The following is a 19,317-nucleotide window of genomic DNA, read 5'->3' as shown; positions in this document are numbered from 1 at the left end:
GTGTACCTATGAAAGCGTACTTAGAGAAAGAGCGTCCATCTACGAAATACAATTGGCTCGTGGAATCAAAAAGTCCTTATTTAAAACAACATGAGACAAACCCAGTAAATTGGCTGGAGTGGTCCCCGGAGGCGTTTGAAAAAGCAAAACGGGAAAATAAACCGGTTATGGTCAGTATAGGGTATTCGACTTGTCACTGGTGTCATGTAATGGAAAGAGAAAGTTTTGAAGATGAAGAAGTGGCAGAATTGTTGAATGACCGGTTTGTGGCGATTAAAGTGGACCGGGAAGAACGGCCTGATATTGATTCGATTTATATGCTGGCCTGCCAAGCTATGACAGGTCATGGCGGCTGGCCGTTGAATGTGTTTATTACGCCGGACCAAAAACCTTTTTATGCCGGTACGTATTTTCCAAAACACAGCATGCGCGGGATGCCGGGGATGATCGATGTTGTAACCCAGCTGTATGATAAATACCAAGAAGATCCGGAAAAAGTGAAGGAAGTCAGTGATCAAATGACCGACGTTTTACAGCCGCGTACGGCAGAAGGACAATCCAATGTAACTGAAGATGTACTAAAAAAAGGGTTGGAACAGCTTCGGCAAAATTTTGATATTAACTATGGCGGGTTTGGCGGCGCACCAAAATTTCCAACGCCTCACATAATAATGTATCTTTTCCGCTATTACCGCTGTTTTAAGGATGAAACAGCTTTGAAGATGGCGCTGAAAACGTTAGAAGGCATGGCAGCGGGCGGAATGTATGATCATATTGGCTTTGGTTTTTCAAGGTACTCGGTAGATGACAAATGGCTTGTCCCTCATTTTGAAAAAATGCTTTATGACAACGCTCTTTTAGCGATTGCTTATACAGAAGCCTATCAATTGGTCGGTGAAGACCGCTTTCGTGAAACAGCAGAAGAAATTTTCACTTATATACTTCGTGATATGCAAGATGAAAAAGGCGGCTTCTACTCTGGAGAAGATGCGGATTCAGAAGGAGTAGAAGGCAAATTTTATGTATGGACGCCAGCTGAAATAAAACAAGTGCTCGGTGAAGAAGACGGCGAACTGTTTTGCAGCGTTTACGATATTACCGATGAGGGAAATTTTGAAGGGAACAATATTCCTAATCTCATCCGTCACTCACCGGAAGCTTTTGCCGCAAGCCGTAAGCTGAATCCAGACAATGTGAATGAAAAATTGAGAAAAGCCAGGGGAAAGCTATTTAAACATCGGGAAAAACGGGTGCATCCGCATAAAGATGATAAAATATTAACCTCATGGAACGCATTGATGATTGCTGCTTTTGCCAAAGCTTCTCGTGTATTTAAAGAGCCCCGCTATTTAGAAGCAGCAACAAAAGCTTTCTCTTTTATAGAAAACGAGCTTACGGTAGAGGGACGTTTGATGGTTCGCTATCGTGATGGCGAAGTGAAGCATAAAGGTTTTATAGAGGACTACGCCAATGTGCTGTGGGCAGCGATTGAGCTGTATGAAAGTTCACTTGATCTTTCTTATCTGGAAAAAGCAAGGCATTATGGTGATCAGTTAATAGAGCTGTTTTGGGACCATGAGAATGGCGGCTTTTTCTTTTACGGAGAAGATGGGGAAGAATTACTGGTGCGGCCGAAAGAAACGTATGACGGTGCAATGCCTTCCGGTAACAGTGTGGCTGCTGTTCAGCTACTGCGGCTTGCCCGTTTTACCGGCGAAACGACGTATGAAGAGAAATCACGGCAATCGATCGATGCGTTTGCAAAAGAGCTGAAACAATATCCGAGCGGCCATATGTATTTTCTCCAAAGCTATTTGCTCTTTCATAGCCACATGAAAGAAGTAGTCGTACTCACAAATGCAGATGACGAAGAAACAAAGATGGTGACCGAGCAGCTGCAGCAGGAATTTTATCCTGAAGTCACCTATCTTATAAATGAAAATCCAGAACGGTTTAGTGATGTTGCACCGTTTGCAGCCGCGTACCGGCAAGTAGAAGGCAAAACAACGGTATATGTATGCGAAAACTTTACCTGTCATCAGCCTGTAACCGGGGCAGAAGAAGCGTTGAAGATGCTGGGTTAGGAAGTGAGGGTACTGAAGTATCGAACAAGGCACTTGACCGCTAAAACAGAAGAAGAGCTGAAAACAGAGGAAGAAGAGCCGAACAAAAAAAGAGAAGAGCTGAATCTGATCGGCGAACCGCTGAAATGGCGAACCGAAGCGCTGAACCAAGCAGGCGAAGCGCCGAAATGCCAGAAAGCGGGTAACGCAAGAGGAAGTTAAGAAGGTGCAAAAGGAGAGAAGAGCTGAAAACAGAGAAAGAAGAGCCGAACAAAAAGAGAGAAGAGCTGAATCTGATCGGCGAACCGCTGAAATGGCGAACCGAAGCGCTGAACCAAGCAGGCGAAGCACCGAAATGCCAGGAAACGGGTAACGCAAGAGGAAGTTAAGAAGGTGCAAAAGGAGAGAAGAGCTGAAAACAGAGGAAGAAGAGCCGAACAAAAAAAGAGAAGAGCTGAATCTGATCGGTGAACCGCTGAAATGGCGGAACGAAGCACTGAACTAAGCAAGCGAAGCACCGAAATGCCAGGAAGCGGGTAACGCAAGAGGAAGTTAAGAAGGTGCAAAAGGAGAGAAGAGCTGAAAACAGAGAAAGAAGAGCCGAACAAAAAGAGAGAAGAGCTGAATCTGATCGGCGAACCGCTGAAATGCCGAACCGAAGCGCTGAACCAAGCAAACGGAGCGCTGAATGCCTGGATCATGGTTTCAAAAAACTAGGTTTGAAAACGAGTATCCAAAGCGCTGAATCCAATTCTAAAAGAGCTAAAAAGCCAAAATGGAAGGGAGGCATAACATGAGACCCAAAATAGTTGCGTACGGCCGTGTCAGAGAAAAGGCAAGAAACAAGCTGAGTGAAAAATATGAAGTGAGCCATTTTAATAACGAAGAAGACCTCTCCAATGAAGCATTCAAACAGGCAATTAGTGAAGCATCTGCTTTTATTGTTGGCGAACTCGAAGTAGGAAAAGACCTACTCGATCATGCACCACACTTAAAAGTGGTCAGCAATGTCTCGGTTGGATACGATAACCTCGATATAGAAGAGTTAACGAAGCGCGGGATTGCTGCGACCAATACACCAGATGTGCTCAACGACACGACAGCTGATGCCATTTTTGGACTGCTGCTTGCAGCGGCCCGCCGCATTCCCGAATTAGATCAATACGTTAAACAGGGAGAGTGGAAAGGCCTGCTGCCTGAGACGAGATTCGGTGTGGATGTGCATCATAAAACATTAGGGATAATCGGGATGGGCAGAATTGGCGAAGTGATAGCAAAACGGGCTCATTTTGGTTTTGATATGAATATTCTTTATCACAATCGCTCCCGTAAACCAGGGTTAGAAGAAAAATTCGCAGCAGAATACCGCAGCCTCGATCAACTGCTCGAAGCATCGGATTATGTCTGTTTAATGACGCCGTTAACTCCGGAAACCCGCTATTTAATGGGGGCCGAACAGTTTAAACGGATGAAAAAAAGTGCCGTTTTCGTAAATGGATCACGCGGGCATACAGTAGATGAAACGGCATTAGTCGAAGCACTGGAAAATGGGGAAATACGGGCAGCTGCTCTAGATGTTTTTCAAGAAGAACCTGTGTCCTCTAATCACCCGCTTTTAAAATTGGAGCACGTCGTGACCACCCCGCATCTTGGCTCAGCGACAGCAGAGACAGAAGACCGGATGTCTTTGCTGGCTGCTGAAAACGTGGACGCGGTCCTAGAAGGACAACGTCCGCCAAACCTCATCAACAAACAGATTTTTTCTTCATAAAGAAAAAACGGCTCTTCTCTAGGAGAAACAGAGGAGCCGTTTTTGTCATTTGGAAGTTAAAGGGCGTTGTTTCGATTATACTTTTCTGCTTGTTTGTAAGCATCCACCATCCCGTAAATCCAAACAATCGGATACGTTATAAAACCAATTAAGACAAAAAATAAGAGCGAATTAATAAACTGTATAATCATTAAAATAATACCTTTTGCAATTTGTCCATTATAAATCTGACCGAGCCCAGACCATACGGCGCTCAGCACAGCAGCTAACCCAGCGTTTTTTTGCGGCTGCACACACATCACCTCCTGCTAGTTGTTCAAGTCCAAATTGGCGGAAGTCATAGTTTTGCTTATACTTTGAAACAAAGTAAACATTTCTAAAGAGCAAAAACAGAACGGCTGAGATTCATAGTATGTAATGAATCTCTAACCGTTCTGTGCTATTAACTCGTAATGAATACTTCAAACAAATCACTTGGAGCACATGATAACAGTGTATATTCACGGCGCACTTCGTATTAGGCCTGTTTTACTTCTAATGGAACCGTCCAGCCAAGTTTATCTTCTTTATTTCCAGTTTGAATCCCAGCAATGGTTTGGTAAAGATCAAGAGAAAGTTCTCCTGTTTCATTGTTGTTGACGACAAGTTCTTCGTCTTTCCATTTTAGAATGCCTACTGGAGAAATGACAGCAGCGGTGCCAGTTCCAAACACTTCTTCAAGTGTCCCGTCCTTTTGAGCATTATACACTTCATCAATAGAAATGCGGCGTTGATTTACAGTGTATCCCCAATAACGGAGAAGTTCGATAACAGAGTCACGGGTGATGCCCTCAAGAATACTGCCATTTAAAGCTGGTGTAATAATCTCTCCGTTTATTTTGAAAAAGATATTCATGCTCCCGACTTCTTCTACGTATTTTTTTTCAAGTGCATCCAGCCAGAGTACTTGATCGTATCCAAGTTCGGTCGCTTTTGTCTGCGCTTTTAAGCTTGCAGCATAGTTACCAGACGTTTTCGTAAAACCGACCCCGCCTTTTACCGAACGAACATATTCATCTTCCACATAAATTTTAACCGGGCTCATTTGGTCAGAGTTGGAATAATAAGCACCAACCGGAGAAAGAATGATCATCAGCTTATACTGAGCGGATGGTTTTACACTCAATGCCGGCTCGGTAGCAATAATAAATGGTCTAATATAGAGTGACTGACCTTCCTGTGTGGGAATCCAATCGCGGTCTATATGTATTAACTGCTTTAAGGCATCTACCATAAATCTCACATCAATCTGAGGGATGTTCATCCGTTCATTTGATTTATTTAAGCGGTGAAAGTTTTTTTCCGGACGGAATAAGAGTACTTCCTCCCCAGAGTTGTAAGCTTTCAGCCCTTCGAATACGGACTGGCCATAATGAAAGACGAGTGAAGACGGATCCATTAATAGCGGTTCATAAGGAGTAATACGCGCATCATACCAGCCTTTTTCTGTACTATAATCCATGACAAACATATGATCTGTAAAATGTTTGCCAAAACTTAAATTATCGTAATCGGGTTTTTCTTTCTTCGTTGGAGCTTGGTGAATTGTTAAGTCTAATGCCATCATTTATCCCTCTTTCTTCTAAACTGAAAGATTTCTTCTTCTTATTAGTTTACTCGAAATGCGCTTATTTTTCAGTATTTGTGTTTTGGAAATGAGAAGAAATGTTACAAGAGCCGGGGCCAGGCTCTGTAAATTAGTGGAGAAATCACATATGGTGAGTCGGCATAAGCAGAACATGCACCTTAATCAAACGTTTGATTACTATGTTCATTTTCTGCTGAATGCATTGTTTTTACTCATAAATATAGACTTGATCTGTAGTAATGAATGTAAAAGCAGCATAATCGAGAGCAGCGCGTAACACAGCCAGTTGGCTCATAATATTGAAAAGTGGGCTCATAAGTGATAAAAAATGTGTTCATAAATCGACAAGCGCTGTGATCTGGTTCATAAAAGGAAAAAGCAGCTTCAAAAACAAGGAAAAGCAGCTCAAAATTCATCGGGATTGCCTCATAATCATGCAAAAAAGCATCGTAATCGAGAGCAGCGCGTAACACAGCCAGTTGGCTCATAATATTGAGAAGTGGGCTCATAAGTGATAAAAAATGTGTTCATAAATCGAAAAACGCTGCGAACTGTCTCATAAAAGGAAAAAGCAGGATCAAAAACAAGGAAAGACAGCTCAAAATTCATCGGGACTGCCTCATAATCATGCAAAAAAGCATCGTAATCGAGAGCAGCGCGTAACGCAGCTAGTTAGCTCATAATGTTTAGAAGTGGGCTCATAAGTGATAAAAAATGTGTTCATAAATCGAAAAACGCTGCGAACTGTCTCATAAAAGGAAAAAGCAGGATCAAAAACAAGGAAAGGCAGCCCAAAATTCATCGGGACTGTATCATAACCATGTAAAAAAGCATCGTAATCGAGAGCAGCGCGTAACGCAGCTAGTTGGCTCATAATGCCAAGAAGTCGGATCATAAGTGATAAAACCGGGTTCACATTTCATAAAACGAAGCCTTACTTATAAAAAGAAAAAGTGTAATCACATACAGGAAAAAGCACAGCGCATTTTCCCGTGAACATGATTCAAAACCGTGCTTGATTTGTCCAAACACATTGCTGCTGCGCAGATTCGCTTAAGATTACATACCTTTTCTGCAGCTACACTTGAACGTTCACGCTGCTTACAGCCAGTTCATTTAATGTTTCTGCCACAGCTGCGAGTTCTTCATAGGTCGTATCCACGCCAAAACTAATCCGAAATAAACCGTGCGCTTCTTCGGGACTGCAGCCCATGGCTATAAGACTTTTCGGCGGATCTGAGTAAGAGGTTTTGCAGGCGCTCCCTGAAGAAATGGCGATGTTTTTCCGGTTGCACTCTAACATGACCCACTGGCCTTCCCGTCTATGTGCCCGCAAAGCCAGGTGGTGGGGGAGGCGCTTCTTTTTGTCTCCAATGAGAGAAAAAACATCGTCGTTTAACTGTTTTAAAAACCAGCTCTGCATCTGGCGCCAAGCTGCTGTTACTTGCTCTCTTTTTTCATACAAGTTTAAGGCAGCAGTTGTAAAGGCAGCAATTCCGGGTACATCTATGGTGCCTGGTTTAATCCCGTGTTGATGGACGACGCCGGGGTACATACTTTTCCATGCTGCAGAAGGGTCGATATAGCAGGCTCCGGTGTTTTTCGGTCCGTACACTTTATGAGCCGACATTGATAGGGCGCTAATGCCGCTCTTTTTTATATCGATAGGTATTTTCGCAAAAGTTTGGACCGCGTCACAATGGAATAATATACCCTGTTCTTGCGCAAGGAAGCCAATGTCTTCAATCGGCTGAATCACACCGGTTTCGCTGCTTGCATGGCAGATCGTTACTAAAATCGTGTCCTCCCGAATTAATTCTTTTAAGGAAGCAAGCGAAATTTGACCGTTAGGCTGTACAGCCGTTTCCTCGACCTCAAACCCTTCAGACTTCAGCTTTTCTAACGCCTGATAAACAGAAGGATGTTCAAGGGGAGAGGTGATGATATGAGTGCCTCGTCCCTGATTTCCATAGGCAAGGCTTAAGAGAGCTGTAATATTGCTGTCAGACCCTCCGCTCGTAAAATAAAATCCAGACGCTTCTCCATTCAACATGCTCGCAAGTTCTTTCTTACAATGATCAAGCAATTGTCCAGCAGCGTCACCAGCGTCATGTAAACTTTGTTCATTTCCATAAAACGACTGCGACGTTTTTATATACGTTTGCCCCGCCTCTTCACTCATAGGTGTAGTTGCACAATGATCCAAATAAATCAAGATCCATCCTCTCCTTTTGGAAAAAAGTCGGCCCGTTCTACGGAGCAGTTTCCTGTTCTATTGCGGGTTCTAGTGTATTCCTTATAGATATTTGTGCTCTCTAAAGGGCCTGGCACTCGCTCAATATTTCACATTCATACGAATTTTTTTGCAAAGAGTGGTTGCTACTAGTTTAAATTTATGTAAATATATGTGTCAAGACACATGTAAAGATAAAGGAGTAGTCATGAAAGAAAAAAGGATCACCACAGACATTCTCATCGTAGGAAGCGGAATAGCAGGGTTAATGGCAGCGCTTGAGTTATCCAAACATAGAGAAGTCACGCTAGTAACAAAAGGTTCGCTTGGAACGGGGAATTCCAACAGGGCACAAGGCGGGATTGCTGCAGCACTCGGAAATAACGACAGTACTGCTATACACATGCAGGATACGATAAAAGCAGGGCACAGCTATAACAATCAACAAATTGTCAAAAAATTAATCGAACAGTCTCCTCAAGTGATGGAATTTCTTTTTTCGAACGGTGTCCTTTTTGATAAAAACAAGCAGGGTGATTATCTCTTAGCAAAAGAAGGAGCTCACAGCTGCCGCCGGATTTTCCATGCCGGGGGAGATGCTACTGGTTATCACGTTATGAAACAACTAAAACAGCAAGTAAAAGAAAATATACATGTTGTGGAACATTTTTTAGCGTATGACTTACTAATAGATGATGACGAATGCATTGGACTAAGAGGAAACAGTCAAGACGGAACAAGGTGTACGATTTTTTCAAACGCGACCGTGCTTGCCACCGGAGGATGCGGCCAGCTTTATTCGATTACTTCTAATGCTGAAGAATCCACCGGCGACGGGTTGGCGATGGCGTATCGCGCGGGTGTAAGACTTGTCGATATGGAATTTATGCAATTTCATCCGACCATGCTTTACGCAGATGGAAAAGGAGCCGGTCTGCTCTCTGAAGCAATCAGAGGAGAAGGGGGCATCCTTGTCGATGAACACCATCAGTCAATTATGGAAGGAAAACATGAGCTGAAAGATTTAGCGCCTCGGTCGGTGGTGGCAAAAGTGGTGCATGAAACGTGGAGAGCCGGAGGAGAAGTCTACCTTTCTATCAAACAAATCCCTCAGTTTGAACAAAAATTTCCGTCTATAACATCGAGGCTGCGCGCGCATCATATTGACCTTGATAAGGGGCTGCTGCCTGTAAGGCCTGGTGCTCACTTTATGATGGGCGGCATCGAGACCAATGAATACGGTCAAACGAACAAAAAGGGGCTTTATGCAATTGGAGAAACCGCATGCACAGGTATGCACGGGGCCAATCGGCTGGCAAGCAATTCACTGCTTGAAGGAGCAGCCGGAGCGCTTCTTCTTTCTAAACATCTTGCCACACAAGTTGTGACTTCAAAAAAACGAAGGCTTCCAACAACATGGGATGATTCTTCGTATATAGAAGACATACCAGTCCTTCAAGAGCTGCAAAAAAGAATGGATGGCTGGGCTGGCATTGTAAAAGAACAACACCATCTGCTCTCAATGAAAAAGTGGTTAAGCAGGTATACTGCTTTTATTTTCAGTCCTGCTTCGTCTCAGTTAAGCAAACAACAGCTTGCTGTGAAAAATCTGCTTGCTGCAGCTTGGATGGTCACAAATGCAGCACTGATTAGAACAGAATCCCGGGGGGCTCACCTTCGTACAGATTATGAGCACGAAAGGATAGAATGGGCAAGATGCTCTATTTATTGGAACAAAAAAGAACGTGCCCCTATCGTAAAAACGAATACAGAAAGGGAAGCTTTGCATGAATACATTACACCTTAAAAAGAAACTGGAAGAATTTTTGATAGAAGACATTGGCACCGAAGATGTAACGACGAATGCTATTTTTTCTGCGCATGAGAAAACGAAAGGGCAGCTGATTGCAAAAAGTACGGGCAGTTTTTCAGGAGGAATGGTGTTAAAGGAAGGGTTGGCGCTTCTTGATGGCAGCATTGAGGTGCAGATGTACAAACAAGAAGGAGAAAATATGGCACCTGGTGAGGTGATCGCTGATATTCAAGGGCCAACAAGAGCGGTTTTAAGCGGGGAAAGAGTGCTTTTAAACATGATACAGCGAATGAGCGGGATTACTACAATGACTAAAAAAGCCGCACATATCCTTGATGATCCTTCTATCGCCATTTGCGATACGAGAAAAACAATGCCAGGTCTGCGTATGTTTGATAAATATGCTGTTGCTTGCGGAGGCGGAAGCAACCACCGATTTGGTCTTTACGACGCTGTGATGATTAAAGATAACCACATTGCTGCAGCGGGCAGTATTACAAAAGCGGTGGAAAACGTAAAACATTATGCTGGTCACATGATCAAAATCGAGGTGGAAACGACAAATGCTGAAGAAGTAAAAGAAGCCGTTGCTGCTAAAGCAGACGTTATTATGTTCGATAATTGCACTCCTGATCAAATCAAAGAATATGTATCACTTGTTCCCTCTTTTATTCAAACAGAGGCTTCTGGCAGCATATCGCTCGATAATATAGCAGACTACCGAAACTGCGGGGTGGATTACATTTCGCTTGGCTGTCTTACACACTCGGTGACAGCGTGCGATCTTAGTTTTCTTATATAATCATTTTCTTAGAAAGGAAGTGCGACGATGAAAGTGTTAGAAAGTTTTCAGGCCCATACGCTCCCAGAACATATACGAACGCTGAGTGAAAAGCAGATGGAAGACCGGGTGCGTGAGATCAAAAGAGAGCTTGGTACACGTTTGTTTATGCCTGGGCATTATTATCAAAAAGATGAAGTAATTCAATTTGCCGATGATACAGGAGATTCACTGCAGCTAGCTAAAACGGCAGCGGCAAATAAAGAGGCGGAATACATCGTTTTCTGCGGCGTTCATTTTATGGCAGAAACGGCTGACATTTTGTCAGAAGACCATCAGACGGTGCTGCTGCCGGATTTACGAGCTGGCTGCTCGATGGCAGACATGGCCGATATAAACCAGGTCGAGACGGCATGGGAAGTGCTGCAGCAGAAATTAGGGGATACGATGATCCCGCTGACTTATGTGAACAGCACGGCTGCAATCAAAGCATTTTGCGGTGCACATGAAGGAGCGACGTTAACGTCATCGAATGCGAGCGATATGCTGCAATGGGCTTTTGCTCAAAAAGAGCGGATTTTGTTTTTGCCAGATCAGCATCTTGGCCGCAATACGGCTTATGATTTAGGCATCCCATTAGAAAAAATGGCTGTTTGGGACCCTATAAATAATAAATTAGAGTATGAAGGAAACCTGGAAGATATACGAATGATTCTTTGGAAAGGCCATTGTTCCGTGCATGAAAAGTTTACGATGGAAAATGTCGATAGCGTACGCCGAGAACATCAAGACGTGAATATTATTGTTCATCCGGAATGTACGTTTGATGTCGTGCAAGCAGCTGATGATGCAGGTTCAACGAACAAAATTATCAAAACGATTCAAAGCGCTCCAAGCGGAACCAAATGGGCAGTCGGAACAGAAATGAACCTTGTCAATCGTCTTGCCCAAGAAGAAACAGACAAAACTGTTTTCTCCTTAAATCCAAATATGTGCCCGTGCCTTACGATGAACCGAATTGATCTTCCGCATTTGCTTTGGTCATTAGAAAGCATTATCGACGAAAACCCTCATCATATAATCGAAGTAGATGAAAAAACAAAACGCCAGGCGTTATCCGCGCTTGAAAGAATGCTTCAACGATAAAAGATTGATGGTAGGAACAGCCGGAGTGCTGTAACCTCCGGCTGGTCACCATTTTCCGAAAAAGTCAGCATGAGTGTTTAGAAACAATCGGTAAACGAACGACAGGCCGCTATTTATTCTTATTCAAACCGGCTGCGTTCGGAGTTTTTTACCCGAATTGCTCCAAAACTGAACCCGTTCACATCAGCTAATTTTCCGCGCCATAGGTTGCCGGCAAACTCTTTTTCCCCGTGTTCTTCTAATATTTTAGCATCACGAAGGTGAATATAACCGCTTTCGTACTCATCTTGATCGGTATGTTTTTGAAATTTATCAGCTGTTTTTTCAAAAAAAGTGAGCATTTTTTCTTTTAAATCACCATGGTTCGTGTGCAGGTAGCGTTGGATCTCATCTAAATAAGTAACATTCCCAATCAGGGTGCCTGTAATCGTTGTTCCGCTTACATTCAACGTCACATCCATTTCCGCGCCATTGTCCGCAAGGCGCACCAAATACCGTAATAAGTGGTCAGTCCGTTTATCCTCATAAAAATCTTCTGTCATTATGTTCACCCTTTCCTTTGGACATATTTTCTATTCTTTACCCTTGCGACTTGTTTTATTAATCATCTTTCTGCTGTAAAAATTCAAATCCATACTTGAGTGTACTATAATAAACATAAGACATGCAGAAACAGAGGAGGCTAAGAATGGCAAAGCCAAAAGAAGCAGCTTCAGATGTATGTGAAGTAACCTGTGTGGAACGAGAAAAAGTCGAGCGGGTGCGCGGCTCTGTTAATGACCGAGAAATAGAACAAATGGCAAACATGTTTAAAGGATTAGCGGATAAAAACAGAATGAAAATAGTTCAAGCACTCGCCATCGAAGGAGAGCTTTGTGTTTGTGATGCCGCCAATATTTTGGAAGCGTCGATTGCTTCTACGTCTCACCACTTAAGGTATCTTCGCAAGCTAGGCCTTGCAAAATACCGCAAACAAGGAAAGCTTGTGTATTATTCGTTAGACGATAATCATATCAAAAAAATTGCAGAACTAGCCTCCGTTCACCAAAAAGAAATAAGCAGCCGGACTTGATAGGTTACACATAATCGAGAAACAAACAGGTGATTGTCAAAAAGGAAAGGCATGTGAGGATGTAACATTTGTTAAGCGATATTAGTTTTGGATGGTGTGAAAGTTAATACAGCAATGACGCTGGTAAACGAAAGAAATTTTCGATTTACTATCCAAAGTCATACTTTTTCTCACTACTTTTAAATAGAAACTGGTCTCCGTATCTTAAAAAAGAAAAACTGCCAAGATCAAGACTGACTCAATGATGAGTCAGTCTTTTTGTAGGTTTGACGGAGAAGCTATTATTAAAATGAATGAGAGGGCAGCTTGCGCATGTATCTTCTATCCCTGTACAAGAAGTACTGCACTCTAAAACCCCTTCAGATAGGCAAATAGAGATTTCATAATTGACGCGCCTCTTGACCTGTGTACAGTACGTGGTTTTGCGAGAAAGAATATAATACATAGGCAACCCCTTATTATACAGACGTTTATCGTTTTTAAGTATATAAATATATACCCCGCTCTAAAGTCTTATAAACTATAAAAATGAAATAAATTTGTAATATTATATAGGGTTAAATACCTAGTTATTATGGATTTTTGCTTCCATAAGGTAGGTTATAGCATTCAAGAATAGAAACTTTTTAGGAAACCAACTACTTTCCTTTTTAGTACCAGGTATTAGCAAACGGACTGTGGCATTTGCTGCAGTTCATTTTTTTCAAGAATCCCTCGTCAATACATGGACTTTTGCCCTCTTTAATGAAATATTAGGTGCAGATGATTCCCTAATTATTGCGTATAAATAAAGTTTTAAAAAAAACAAGAACAGGTATAGGCTAAGAAGCCGTTTGCATACATTACGGTGTTGTTTGAAAGGTAGCGGAAAGGGGTAAACGCCAGATGAGCGGAAAAACAGCAAGTCTAGCAACCATGTTATATGCTGCTTTAATATGGCTTGCAGGCTGTAGTTCTCAAACGGCACCAGCCATGCTCACAAATATGGAAGACGAAACATCTGTACTATTATTTTCTAAAGAAGAAAATCTTTATGAAGAAAAACCCTATTATCAAGCACTTTTGCACCTAAATAAGCAGTGTGAAAATGAGGCAATGAATATGAAAATAGTGTCAGCCAATAACAATGATTTGGTTCAATACTTGGGAGTTAAAACTTTTCCTTCTCTCTATGTGATGGAAGGGAAAAACATGCTATCTGTCTATGAAGGAAAAGCAGAATCAGCCAACATTGAAACATTTTTAAAAAAGCATATCCGCTGTGAATAGGGAAAGGAGATGAATGATCAATGAAAACAGGACAAGACAAAATGGAGAAATATATGATCATTGCCGTAGATCAGGACGGAAATGAAGTAGGACTTGAATCGTACGTGAAAAACCCGGAAAATCCAGAGGTTACGTTCGAATCAAAAGAACAGGCTCGTGCGTTTTATGATGTTGTTAAAGTAGACCTCTCTCCATGTTCTGTTAAAATGTTAACTGTAAAAGAAGCGTAATCATATTATATATTTTTTTAGTACAGCTTGCTTACACAAAGAGCAAGCTGTTTTTTAGGACTTATAAAGTGTGCTAGGTTGTCTTTTGAAGTTGTCTTCTTAAATTTTGTGTATTGTACCATAAGGCAGAAAAAGTGGATCCTTACCGTTTTGTCATTGATCAAATATATTGTAAATATGATCATAAAAACAAAAAAGTTTTTCATATAAATTTTCACGTATCAAAAACGGCAAACAACTACTGCAATATTATATTTTTCGTATATCCTCATTTCTGAATGGAAATAATGAAGCCGGGGCTGTTAACGAAACAGAAAAAATCACCCCCGGGAGGATGACGAACATATGGCAGAAACAGCAGTGGAATATAAAAAACAAAAAAGTGTGCTTTGGGACTGGCTGACAACTGTCGATCATAAGAAAATAGCAGTATTATACTTAATTGCAGGAACGTTGTTTTTTATAAAGGCCGGGGTGATGGCGTTATTGATGCGGATTCAGCTGATGTATCCGGAAAATACATTATTAACCGGCCAAACATATAATGAACTGCTGACGATGCATGGGACCCTCATGCTGTTTCTAGCGGTGACACCGTTGCTGTTTGCGTTTATGAACTACGTCGTTCCCCTCCAAATCGGAGCTCGGGATGTGGCCTTTCCGTTTGTGAATGCTTTGGCATTTTGGATATTCTTTTTTGGTGGATTACTCTTAAGTGTTAGCTGGTTTTTCGGGAGCGGTCCGGATGCTGGCTGGTTTGCTTACACGCCGTTATCAACGAGGGAATATGGCAATTTAGGTATGGATTTTTACGCGCTCGGTTTACAAGTGAGCGGGATAGGGACACTTCTTTCGGGGATAAATTTTATTGTGACCATTATTAATATGCGAGCACCAGGAATGACAATGATGCGTTTGCCGCTTTTTTGCTGGACGACGCTCGTTGTATCGATTCTGATTGTGTTTGCTTTTACCCCGCTAGCTGCAGGGTTAGCGATGTTAATGCTTGACAGGCTGTTTGGCGGGCAATTTTTCCAAGTGGAAAATGGGGGAAGTGTCGTCCTCTGGCAGCACATCTTTTGGATTTTCGGCCATCCGGAAGTGTATATCCTTGTTCTGCCTGCTTTTGGAATTCTCTCAGAAGTCATTCCGGCTTTTTCTAGAAAGCGTTTATTTGGACATACTGCCATGATTTTCGCAACATTGTTGATTGCATTTCTTGGATTTATGGTATGGGTGCATCATATGTTTACGGTCGGAATTGGACCGATTACCAATTCCATTTTTGCCATTTCTTCATTTGCTATTGCTGTTCCGACTGGTGTAAAGATATTTAACTGGTTGTTTACGATGTGGGGCGGAAAAATCACATTCAATACTGCCATGTTATGTGCATCTTCTTTTGTGCCAACGTTTGTACTTGGCGGAGTAACTGGAGTTATGGTTGCCATGGCACCTGTTGATCATCTTTACCATGATTCGTATTTTATCGTAGCTCATTTTCATTATATAGTTATTGGTGGTATTGTCCTTGGTATCTTAGCTGGCTTGTATTATTGGTATCCATTAATGTTTGGACATAAATTAAATGAAACATTAGGCAAACTTATGTTTTGGCTGATGTACGTTGGTTTTCATTTGACTTTCTTTGTTCAGCATATTCTTGGTTTGATCGGTATGCCCCGCCGTTATTTCACCTATAGAGCAGGAGAAGGGTTGGATACCTATAATTTTGTTTCCACGATGGGCACGTTTTTAATGACAGCCGCAATCCTTGTACTCGTTATTAATGTCATTTACTCCGCTGGGAAAGGAGAACGTGTCAAGGTAGGGGATCCGTGGGATGCTCGGACATTGGAATGGTCGATCCCGTCACCTGTTCCTGAATACAACTTTGCACAAGTGCCGCAAGTACGGTCACTTGATCCTTGGTTTTATGAAAAAGTTCATGGAGAAGGACACATGAAACCTGCTGAACCGATAGTTGATATTCATATGCCGAACCCTTCGATATTGCCGTTTCTCATGGCACTTGGCTTATTTTGGTGGGGATTCGGGTTAATTTTGATAAACGTAGCTGATACTAATTTCATTCCTTTCCTCGCAATTGGAGTGGGTGTAATACTCACATTCGGTTCAATGATTGTCCGGTCAGTCAAAGAAGATCACGGCTGGCACATCGCTAAAGATAAAGTAAAAGAAATAGAAAATAACAGTCGGCCTTTATAATGGCCGGCTTTTTTTGCTTGCACTCATTGTTTTGGGGCAATGGCGAGTAAATCGAAGTGAATGGATAGTATTTGTTTAGGAACGGCGAGTAAATCAGCAAATTCGGATAGTATTGGAAATAAAAGGAATATCACTCCCGTCATTTGAGACAACCAATCACTATTCTTTTGAACGATTGTGATTATCCAGTGCCGTAGTAACGTAATTCCAGACAACGAGTTGACTTCAGATTTAATTTACACAAGATATCCTATGCGTTGTCCTCCATACACGTCCTATCCATCAAGTGTGTACGAAGTTTATATATTTTCATCATTAAAAGGGGAAAAAGAGGGAAAAGAAAAAGGAAGGAGGTGCTGAAAGTGTCGTGGATTGCGCGTCAGACATGGAAAGATCTTTTGTTTATTCACTGGCCCGTATCATTAGAAAAGATTCGGCAGCACGTACCAGAAGCGTTTGAAATAGATACATTTGAGGGACAGGCATGGTTAAGTGTCGTACCATTTTATGGAACAAATGTTCAGCTGAGAGGAATGCCAGCCCCGCTGCCATTCACTCATTTTGCTGAGTTAAATGTGAGAACGTATGTAACATACAAAGGCGAACCAGGTGTATACTTTTTAAGTTTAGACGCAAATCATTGCTTAGCTGTAATGGCAGCTAGATCTCTCTTGCACATGCCCTATAGACGGGCGCGAATGACAAAAACGTCAAACGGTGAATGGATACATTTTCTTAGCCGCCGTATAGAAAGAGGTTACCGCCCGGATTCTTTTTTTGCGCGGTATCGTCCGTATGGTGCCTCATTTGAAGCATCATCTGATTCATTAACGCATTGGCTGGCTGAACGATATTGTTTATGGACGATACGAGGAAATAAGGTGTATAAAGGCCCGATTTCTCATGAACCCTGGCATCTTCGCCGTACCGAAACGGATATTGAAATGCATGGCCTCGTTAATGATATGCACTGGCGCGGCACTAAAATAACACCAATATGTCATTATTCTCCTTTAAAAGAAGTTCAATATCTTCCATTTGTAAAACAATAAGGAAAAAGATCTATTTTTACAAAAAAAGTTAAAAATGAGAGGAATGATGTGTATTAATAAAGAAGGAATCTAAGGTAGATTTTGGGGGGAAGGTGAGAAAATGAAAGAACAATACCCAGTGATGAAAGGAGCGGAGCCTTTCTATTTTGAAGGTGATAAGACGGGCGTACTCGTGGTTCATGGTTTCACAGGGTCGACACAAAGCGTGCGATCACTTGGTGAAAGTTTTAACCAAGCAGGATTTACCGTGTTTGGTCCGCGTTTAAGAGGCCATGGCACTCATTATGAAGATATGGAACGCTCCACCTATATAGATTGGTGTGAAACAGTAGAAGAAGGTTATCATTTTTTAAAAGAAACGTGTGATGATATTTATATTGCCGGTTTATCTATGGGAGGGACCCTTTCGCTGCACCTGGCAGACCAGTACCCACAAACAAAAGGGATCATCCTTATTAACGCTGCCATTAATATTCCTGAGATGAGTCCGGAAGAAGTACCAGCTGTAAGATTTTTAGATGCCATCGGTTCAGACATTAAAAAAGAAAACGTCGAGGAGCTTGCCTATGAAAAAACCCCGGTAAAATCGCTCGGGGAGATTCAGCAATTGATGAAAGAAACACGCCAGAAATTGCCGCAGATTGAGGTGCCTGCAAGAATTTTTGTATCTGAGGTGGACCATGTCGTGCCGCCAGAAAACAGTTCATATATCTATGACCACCTAGCATCAGAAGATAAGCGATTGATTTCAATGGAGGAAAGTTACCATGTTGCGACGTTAGATAATGACAAAGAGAAAATCGCGCTTGAAAGTATTGCATTTATTAATGGACTAACCTCCTCTGCAACAGTGTAATCACAGCAATCTTTCTAGTTTAAAGACGTTCTTGCTTCGGCTGCTCAGAAAAGGAGGATAAAAACAATGCCAATGATACTCTCATATGTTGAACCGCCGGAAGATGTACTAGCTTTAATGAAAGAACATTGCGAGGTACAAATAGCCAGACCGAAAAAACAAAAAGAATTGTTTTACCAATACTTACAAGAAGCAGATGGGTTGTATGGTGCAGGATTAAAAGTAGACGATGCACTGCTTGATCAAGCTCCCAACTTGAAAGTAGTCAGTAACGTCTCCGTTGGATACGACAATTTAGATATGAAAGCCATTGCTAAAAGAGGGATAACAGCTACTCATACGCCGGAAGTCCTTATTCAAACGATGGGGGACACAATGATTGGACTGATGATTTGTGCAGCGCGGCGGATACCGGAATTGGACCGGTTTGTGAAAGAGGGCCATTGGCAAAAACCATTAACACCCCCCTATTTTGGAACGAACATCCACCACAAAAAGCTTGGTATTATCGGGATGGGACGAATCGGCCAAGAAGTTGCCCGCCGTGCCGCATTTGGCTTTCATATGGATGTGATGTATCATAATCGAAGCCGTAAACCAGAAGCAGAAAAAGAGACAGGAGCCGTTTATGCCGATCTTGATGACTTGCTTAAAACATCAGATATTGTGATGCTTTTAACGCCATTAACCGAAGAGACACGGGGGATGATCGGGGCGGAGGCCTTTCAAAAAATGAAAAGGGACGCGATTTTTATAAACGGCGGCCGCGGTCCTGTCGTAGTGGAAGAAGATTTAATCCATGCCCTCCAAGAAGGGTGGATAAAAGCAGCCGGACTTGATGTGTTTGAAAAAGAACCAGTTGATCCTAAAAGCCCGCTTCTCCAAATGGATCAAGTTGTCACGCTGCCGCATCTTGGTACGGCAACTCATGAAACAAGGCATGCCATGTATGTAGATGCGGCCAAGCAATGTGTAGACGGAGTGCTTGGGAAAACACCCAAACATGTTATTTCTTTATAGGCTGCAGCGAATATCAATCGAACGTTTGATTAACTTGCTAAATGGTAACAGATATTGGAAAAGCTCGGCTTGCCGCCAAGTCCAAATGATCTATACTTTATTCCTTTAGCAAAGTTAATCTTAAAAAGCTCATCAAGCGAATACAGCTTGATGAG

General features: G+C 42.1%; 19 protein-coding genes. 15 read left to right on the top strand and 4 right to left on the bottom strand.

Annotated elements, in window-relative coordinates; genetic code table 11:
• The first annotated feature begins 8 nt into the window (after positions 1 to 8).
• From FZF09_RS17685 to FZF09_RS17665, 5 genes are all read left to right on the top strand, one after another.
• Positions 9 to 2,084, top strand: a complete 2,076-nt coding sequence (locus FZF09_RS17685) for a thioredoxin domain-containing protein (RefSeq protein WP_158737923.1) — start codon at positions 9 to 11, stop codon at positions 2,082 to 2,084.
• Between the two features lie 3 nt (positions 2,085 to 2,087).
• A complete protein-coding gene (locus FZF09_RS17680; RefSeq protein WP_158737922.1) occupies positions 2,088 to 2,285 on the top strand; it encodes a hypothetical protein in 198 nt (65 codons plus the stop codon).
• A 4-nt stretch (positions 2,286 to 2,289) separates the two neighbouring features.
• Entirely contained in the window at positions 2,290 to 2,436 is a 147-nt protein-coding gene (locus FZF09_RS17675) for a hypothetical protein (RefSeq protein WP_158737921.1), read from the top strand.
• A 187-nt stretch (positions 2,437 to 2,623) separates the two neighbouring features.
• Positions 2,624 to 2,860, top strand: coding sequence for a hypothetical protein (locus tag FZF09_RS17670; RefSeq protein ID WP_158737920.1), 237 nt, complete (start codon positions 2,624 to 2,626; stop codon positions 2,858 to 2,860).
• The gene (locus FZF09_RS17665; RefSeq protein ID WP_158737919.1) at positions 2,857 to 3,834 is read left to right on the top strand and encodes a 2-hydroxyacid dehydrogenase; all 978 of its coding nucleotides are present in this window, start codon (positions 2,857 to 2,859) and stop codon (positions 3,832 to 3,834) included. Before FZF09_RS17670 ends, FZF09_RS17665 begins: the two co-directional genes overlap by 4 nt.
• Positions 3,835 to 3,890: 56 nt before the next feature.
• Here the strand turns inward: FZF09_RS17665 and FZF09_RS17660 are convergent, their stop codons facing one another.
• The 3 genes from FZF09_RS17660 to FZF09_RS17650 all read right to left on the bottom strand — a co-directional run bounded on the left by FZF09_RS17660 (position 3,891) and on the right by FZF09_RS17650 (position 7,676).
• A complete protein-coding gene (locus tag FZF09_RS17660; protein ID WP_370514495.1) occupies positions 3,891 to 4,127 on the bottom strand; it encodes a hypothetical protein in 237 nt (78 codons plus the stop codon).
• A 224-nt stretch (positions 4,128 to 4,351) separates the two neighbouring features.
• Entirely contained in the window at positions 4,352 to 5,437 is a 1,086-nt protein-coding gene (locus FZF09_RS17655; protein ID WP_158737986.1) for a branched-chain amino acid aminotransferase, read from the bottom strand.
• 1,102 nt (positions 5,438 to 6,539) lie between these two features.
• Entirely contained in the window at positions 6,540 to 7,676 is a 1,137-nt protein-coding gene (locus FZF09_RS17650) for an IscS subfamily cysteine desulfurase (RefSeq protein ID WP_158737917.1), read from the bottom strand.
• A 226-nt stretch (positions 7,677 to 7,902) separates the two neighbouring features.
• On the opposite strand from FZF09_RS17650, the gene nadB reads away from it, so the two are divergent.
• Genes nadB through nadA form a run of 3 tightly spaced genes read left to right on the top strand, consistent with a single transcriptional unit; the run spans position 7,903 to position 11,434 of the window.
• Positions 7,903 to 9,501 (top strand): L-aspartate oxidase, encoded by a 1,599-nt coding sequence (gene nadB / locus FZF09_RS17645; protein WP_158737916.1) that lies wholly within the window; start codon positions 7,903 to 7,905, stop codon positions 9,499 to 9,501.
• A complete protein-coding gene (gene nadC / locus FZF09_RS17640; protein ID WP_158737915.1) occupies positions 9,482 to 10,309 on the top strand; it encodes a carboxylating nicotinate-nucleotide diphosphorylase in 828 nt (275 codons plus the stop codon). The genes nadB and nadC overlap by 20 nt, the downstream gene beginning before the upstream one ends.
• Positions 10,310 to 10,336: 27 nt before the next feature.
• A complete protein-coding gene (gene nadA, locus FZF09_RS17635; protein WP_158737914.1) occupies positions 10,337 to 11,434 on the top strand; it encodes a quinolinate synthase NadA in 1,098 nt (365 codons plus the stop codon).
• A gap of 119 nt (positions 11,435 to 11,553) precedes the next feature.
• Here nadA and gvpU read toward each other — a convergent pair whose 3' ends face one another.
• Complete coding sequence (gene gvpU, locus FZF09_RS17630) at positions 11,554 to 11,976, bottom strand: gas vesicle accessory protein GvpU (protein WP_158737913.1); 423 nt, start codon at positions 11,974 to 11,976, stop codon at positions 11,554 to 11,556.
• Between the two features lie 146 nt (positions 11,977 to 12,122).
• Between gvpU and FZF09_RS17625 the strand changes: the two genes are divergently transcribed.
• The 7 genes from FZF09_RS17625 (at position 12,123) to FZF09_RS17595 (ending at position 19,162) form a co-directional block, all read left to right on the top strand.
• Positions 12,123 to 12,506, top strand: coding sequence for an ArsR/SmtB family transcription factor (locus tag FZF09_RS17625; RefSeq protein ID WP_158737912.1), 384 nt, complete (start codon positions 12,123 to 12,125; stop codon positions 12,504 to 12,506).
• Between the two features lie 885 nt (positions 12,507 to 13,391).
• Complete coding sequence (locus tag FZF09_RS17620) at positions 13,392 to 13,775, top strand: hypothetical protein (RefSeq protein WP_158737911.1); 384 nt, start codon at positions 13,392 to 13,394, stop codon at positions 13,773 to 13,775.
• Positions 13,776 to 13,795: 20 nt separating this feature from the next.
• Entirely contained in the window at positions 13,796 to 14,005 is a 210-nt protein-coding gene (locus FZF09_RS17615; RefSeq protein WP_158737910.1) for a hypothetical protein, read from the top strand.
• 345 nt (positions 14,006 to 14,350) lie between these two features.
• Positions 14,351 to 16,234 carry a cytochrome c oxidase subunit I gene (gene ctaD, locus FZF09_RS17610; protein ID WP_158737909.1) on the top strand — a complete coding sequence of 628 codons (1,884 nt, stop codon included), beginning with the start codon at positions 14,351 to 14,353 and terminating at the stop codon, positions 16,232 to 16,234.
• 362 nt (positions 16,235 to 16,596) lie between these two features.
• Entirely contained in the window at positions 16,597 to 17,286 is a 690-nt protein-coding gene (locus FZF09_RS17605) for a YqjF family protein (RefSeq protein ID WP_158737908.1), read from the top strand.
• Between the two features lie 100 nt (positions 17,287 to 17,386).
• The gene (locus FZF09_RS17600; protein WP_158737907.1) at positions 17,387 to 18,142 is read left to right on the top strand and encodes an alpha/beta hydrolase; all 756 of its coding nucleotides are present in this window, start codon (positions 17,387 to 17,389) and stop codon (positions 18,140 to 18,142) included.
• Positions 18,143 to 18,208: 66 nt separating this feature from the next.
• The gene (locus FZF09_RS17595) at positions 18,209 to 19,162 is read left to right on the top strand and encodes a 2-hydroxyacid dehydrogenase (RefSeq protein ID WP_158737906.1); all 954 of its coding nucleotides are present in this window, start codon (positions 18,209 to 18,211) and stop codon (positions 19,160 to 19,162) included.
• The last annotated feature ends 155 nt before the right edge of the window (positions 19,163 to 19,317 follow it).

The organism is Alteribacillus sp. YIM 98480, from assembly GCF_009765375.1.
Taxonomy (GTDB): domain Bacteria; phylum Bacillota; class Bacilli; order Bacillales; family Marinococcaceae; genus Alteribacillus.
The sequence above is the reverse complement of the archived record's forward strand: the minus strand, read 5'-3'. Positions and strand labels throughout refer to the sequence as shown.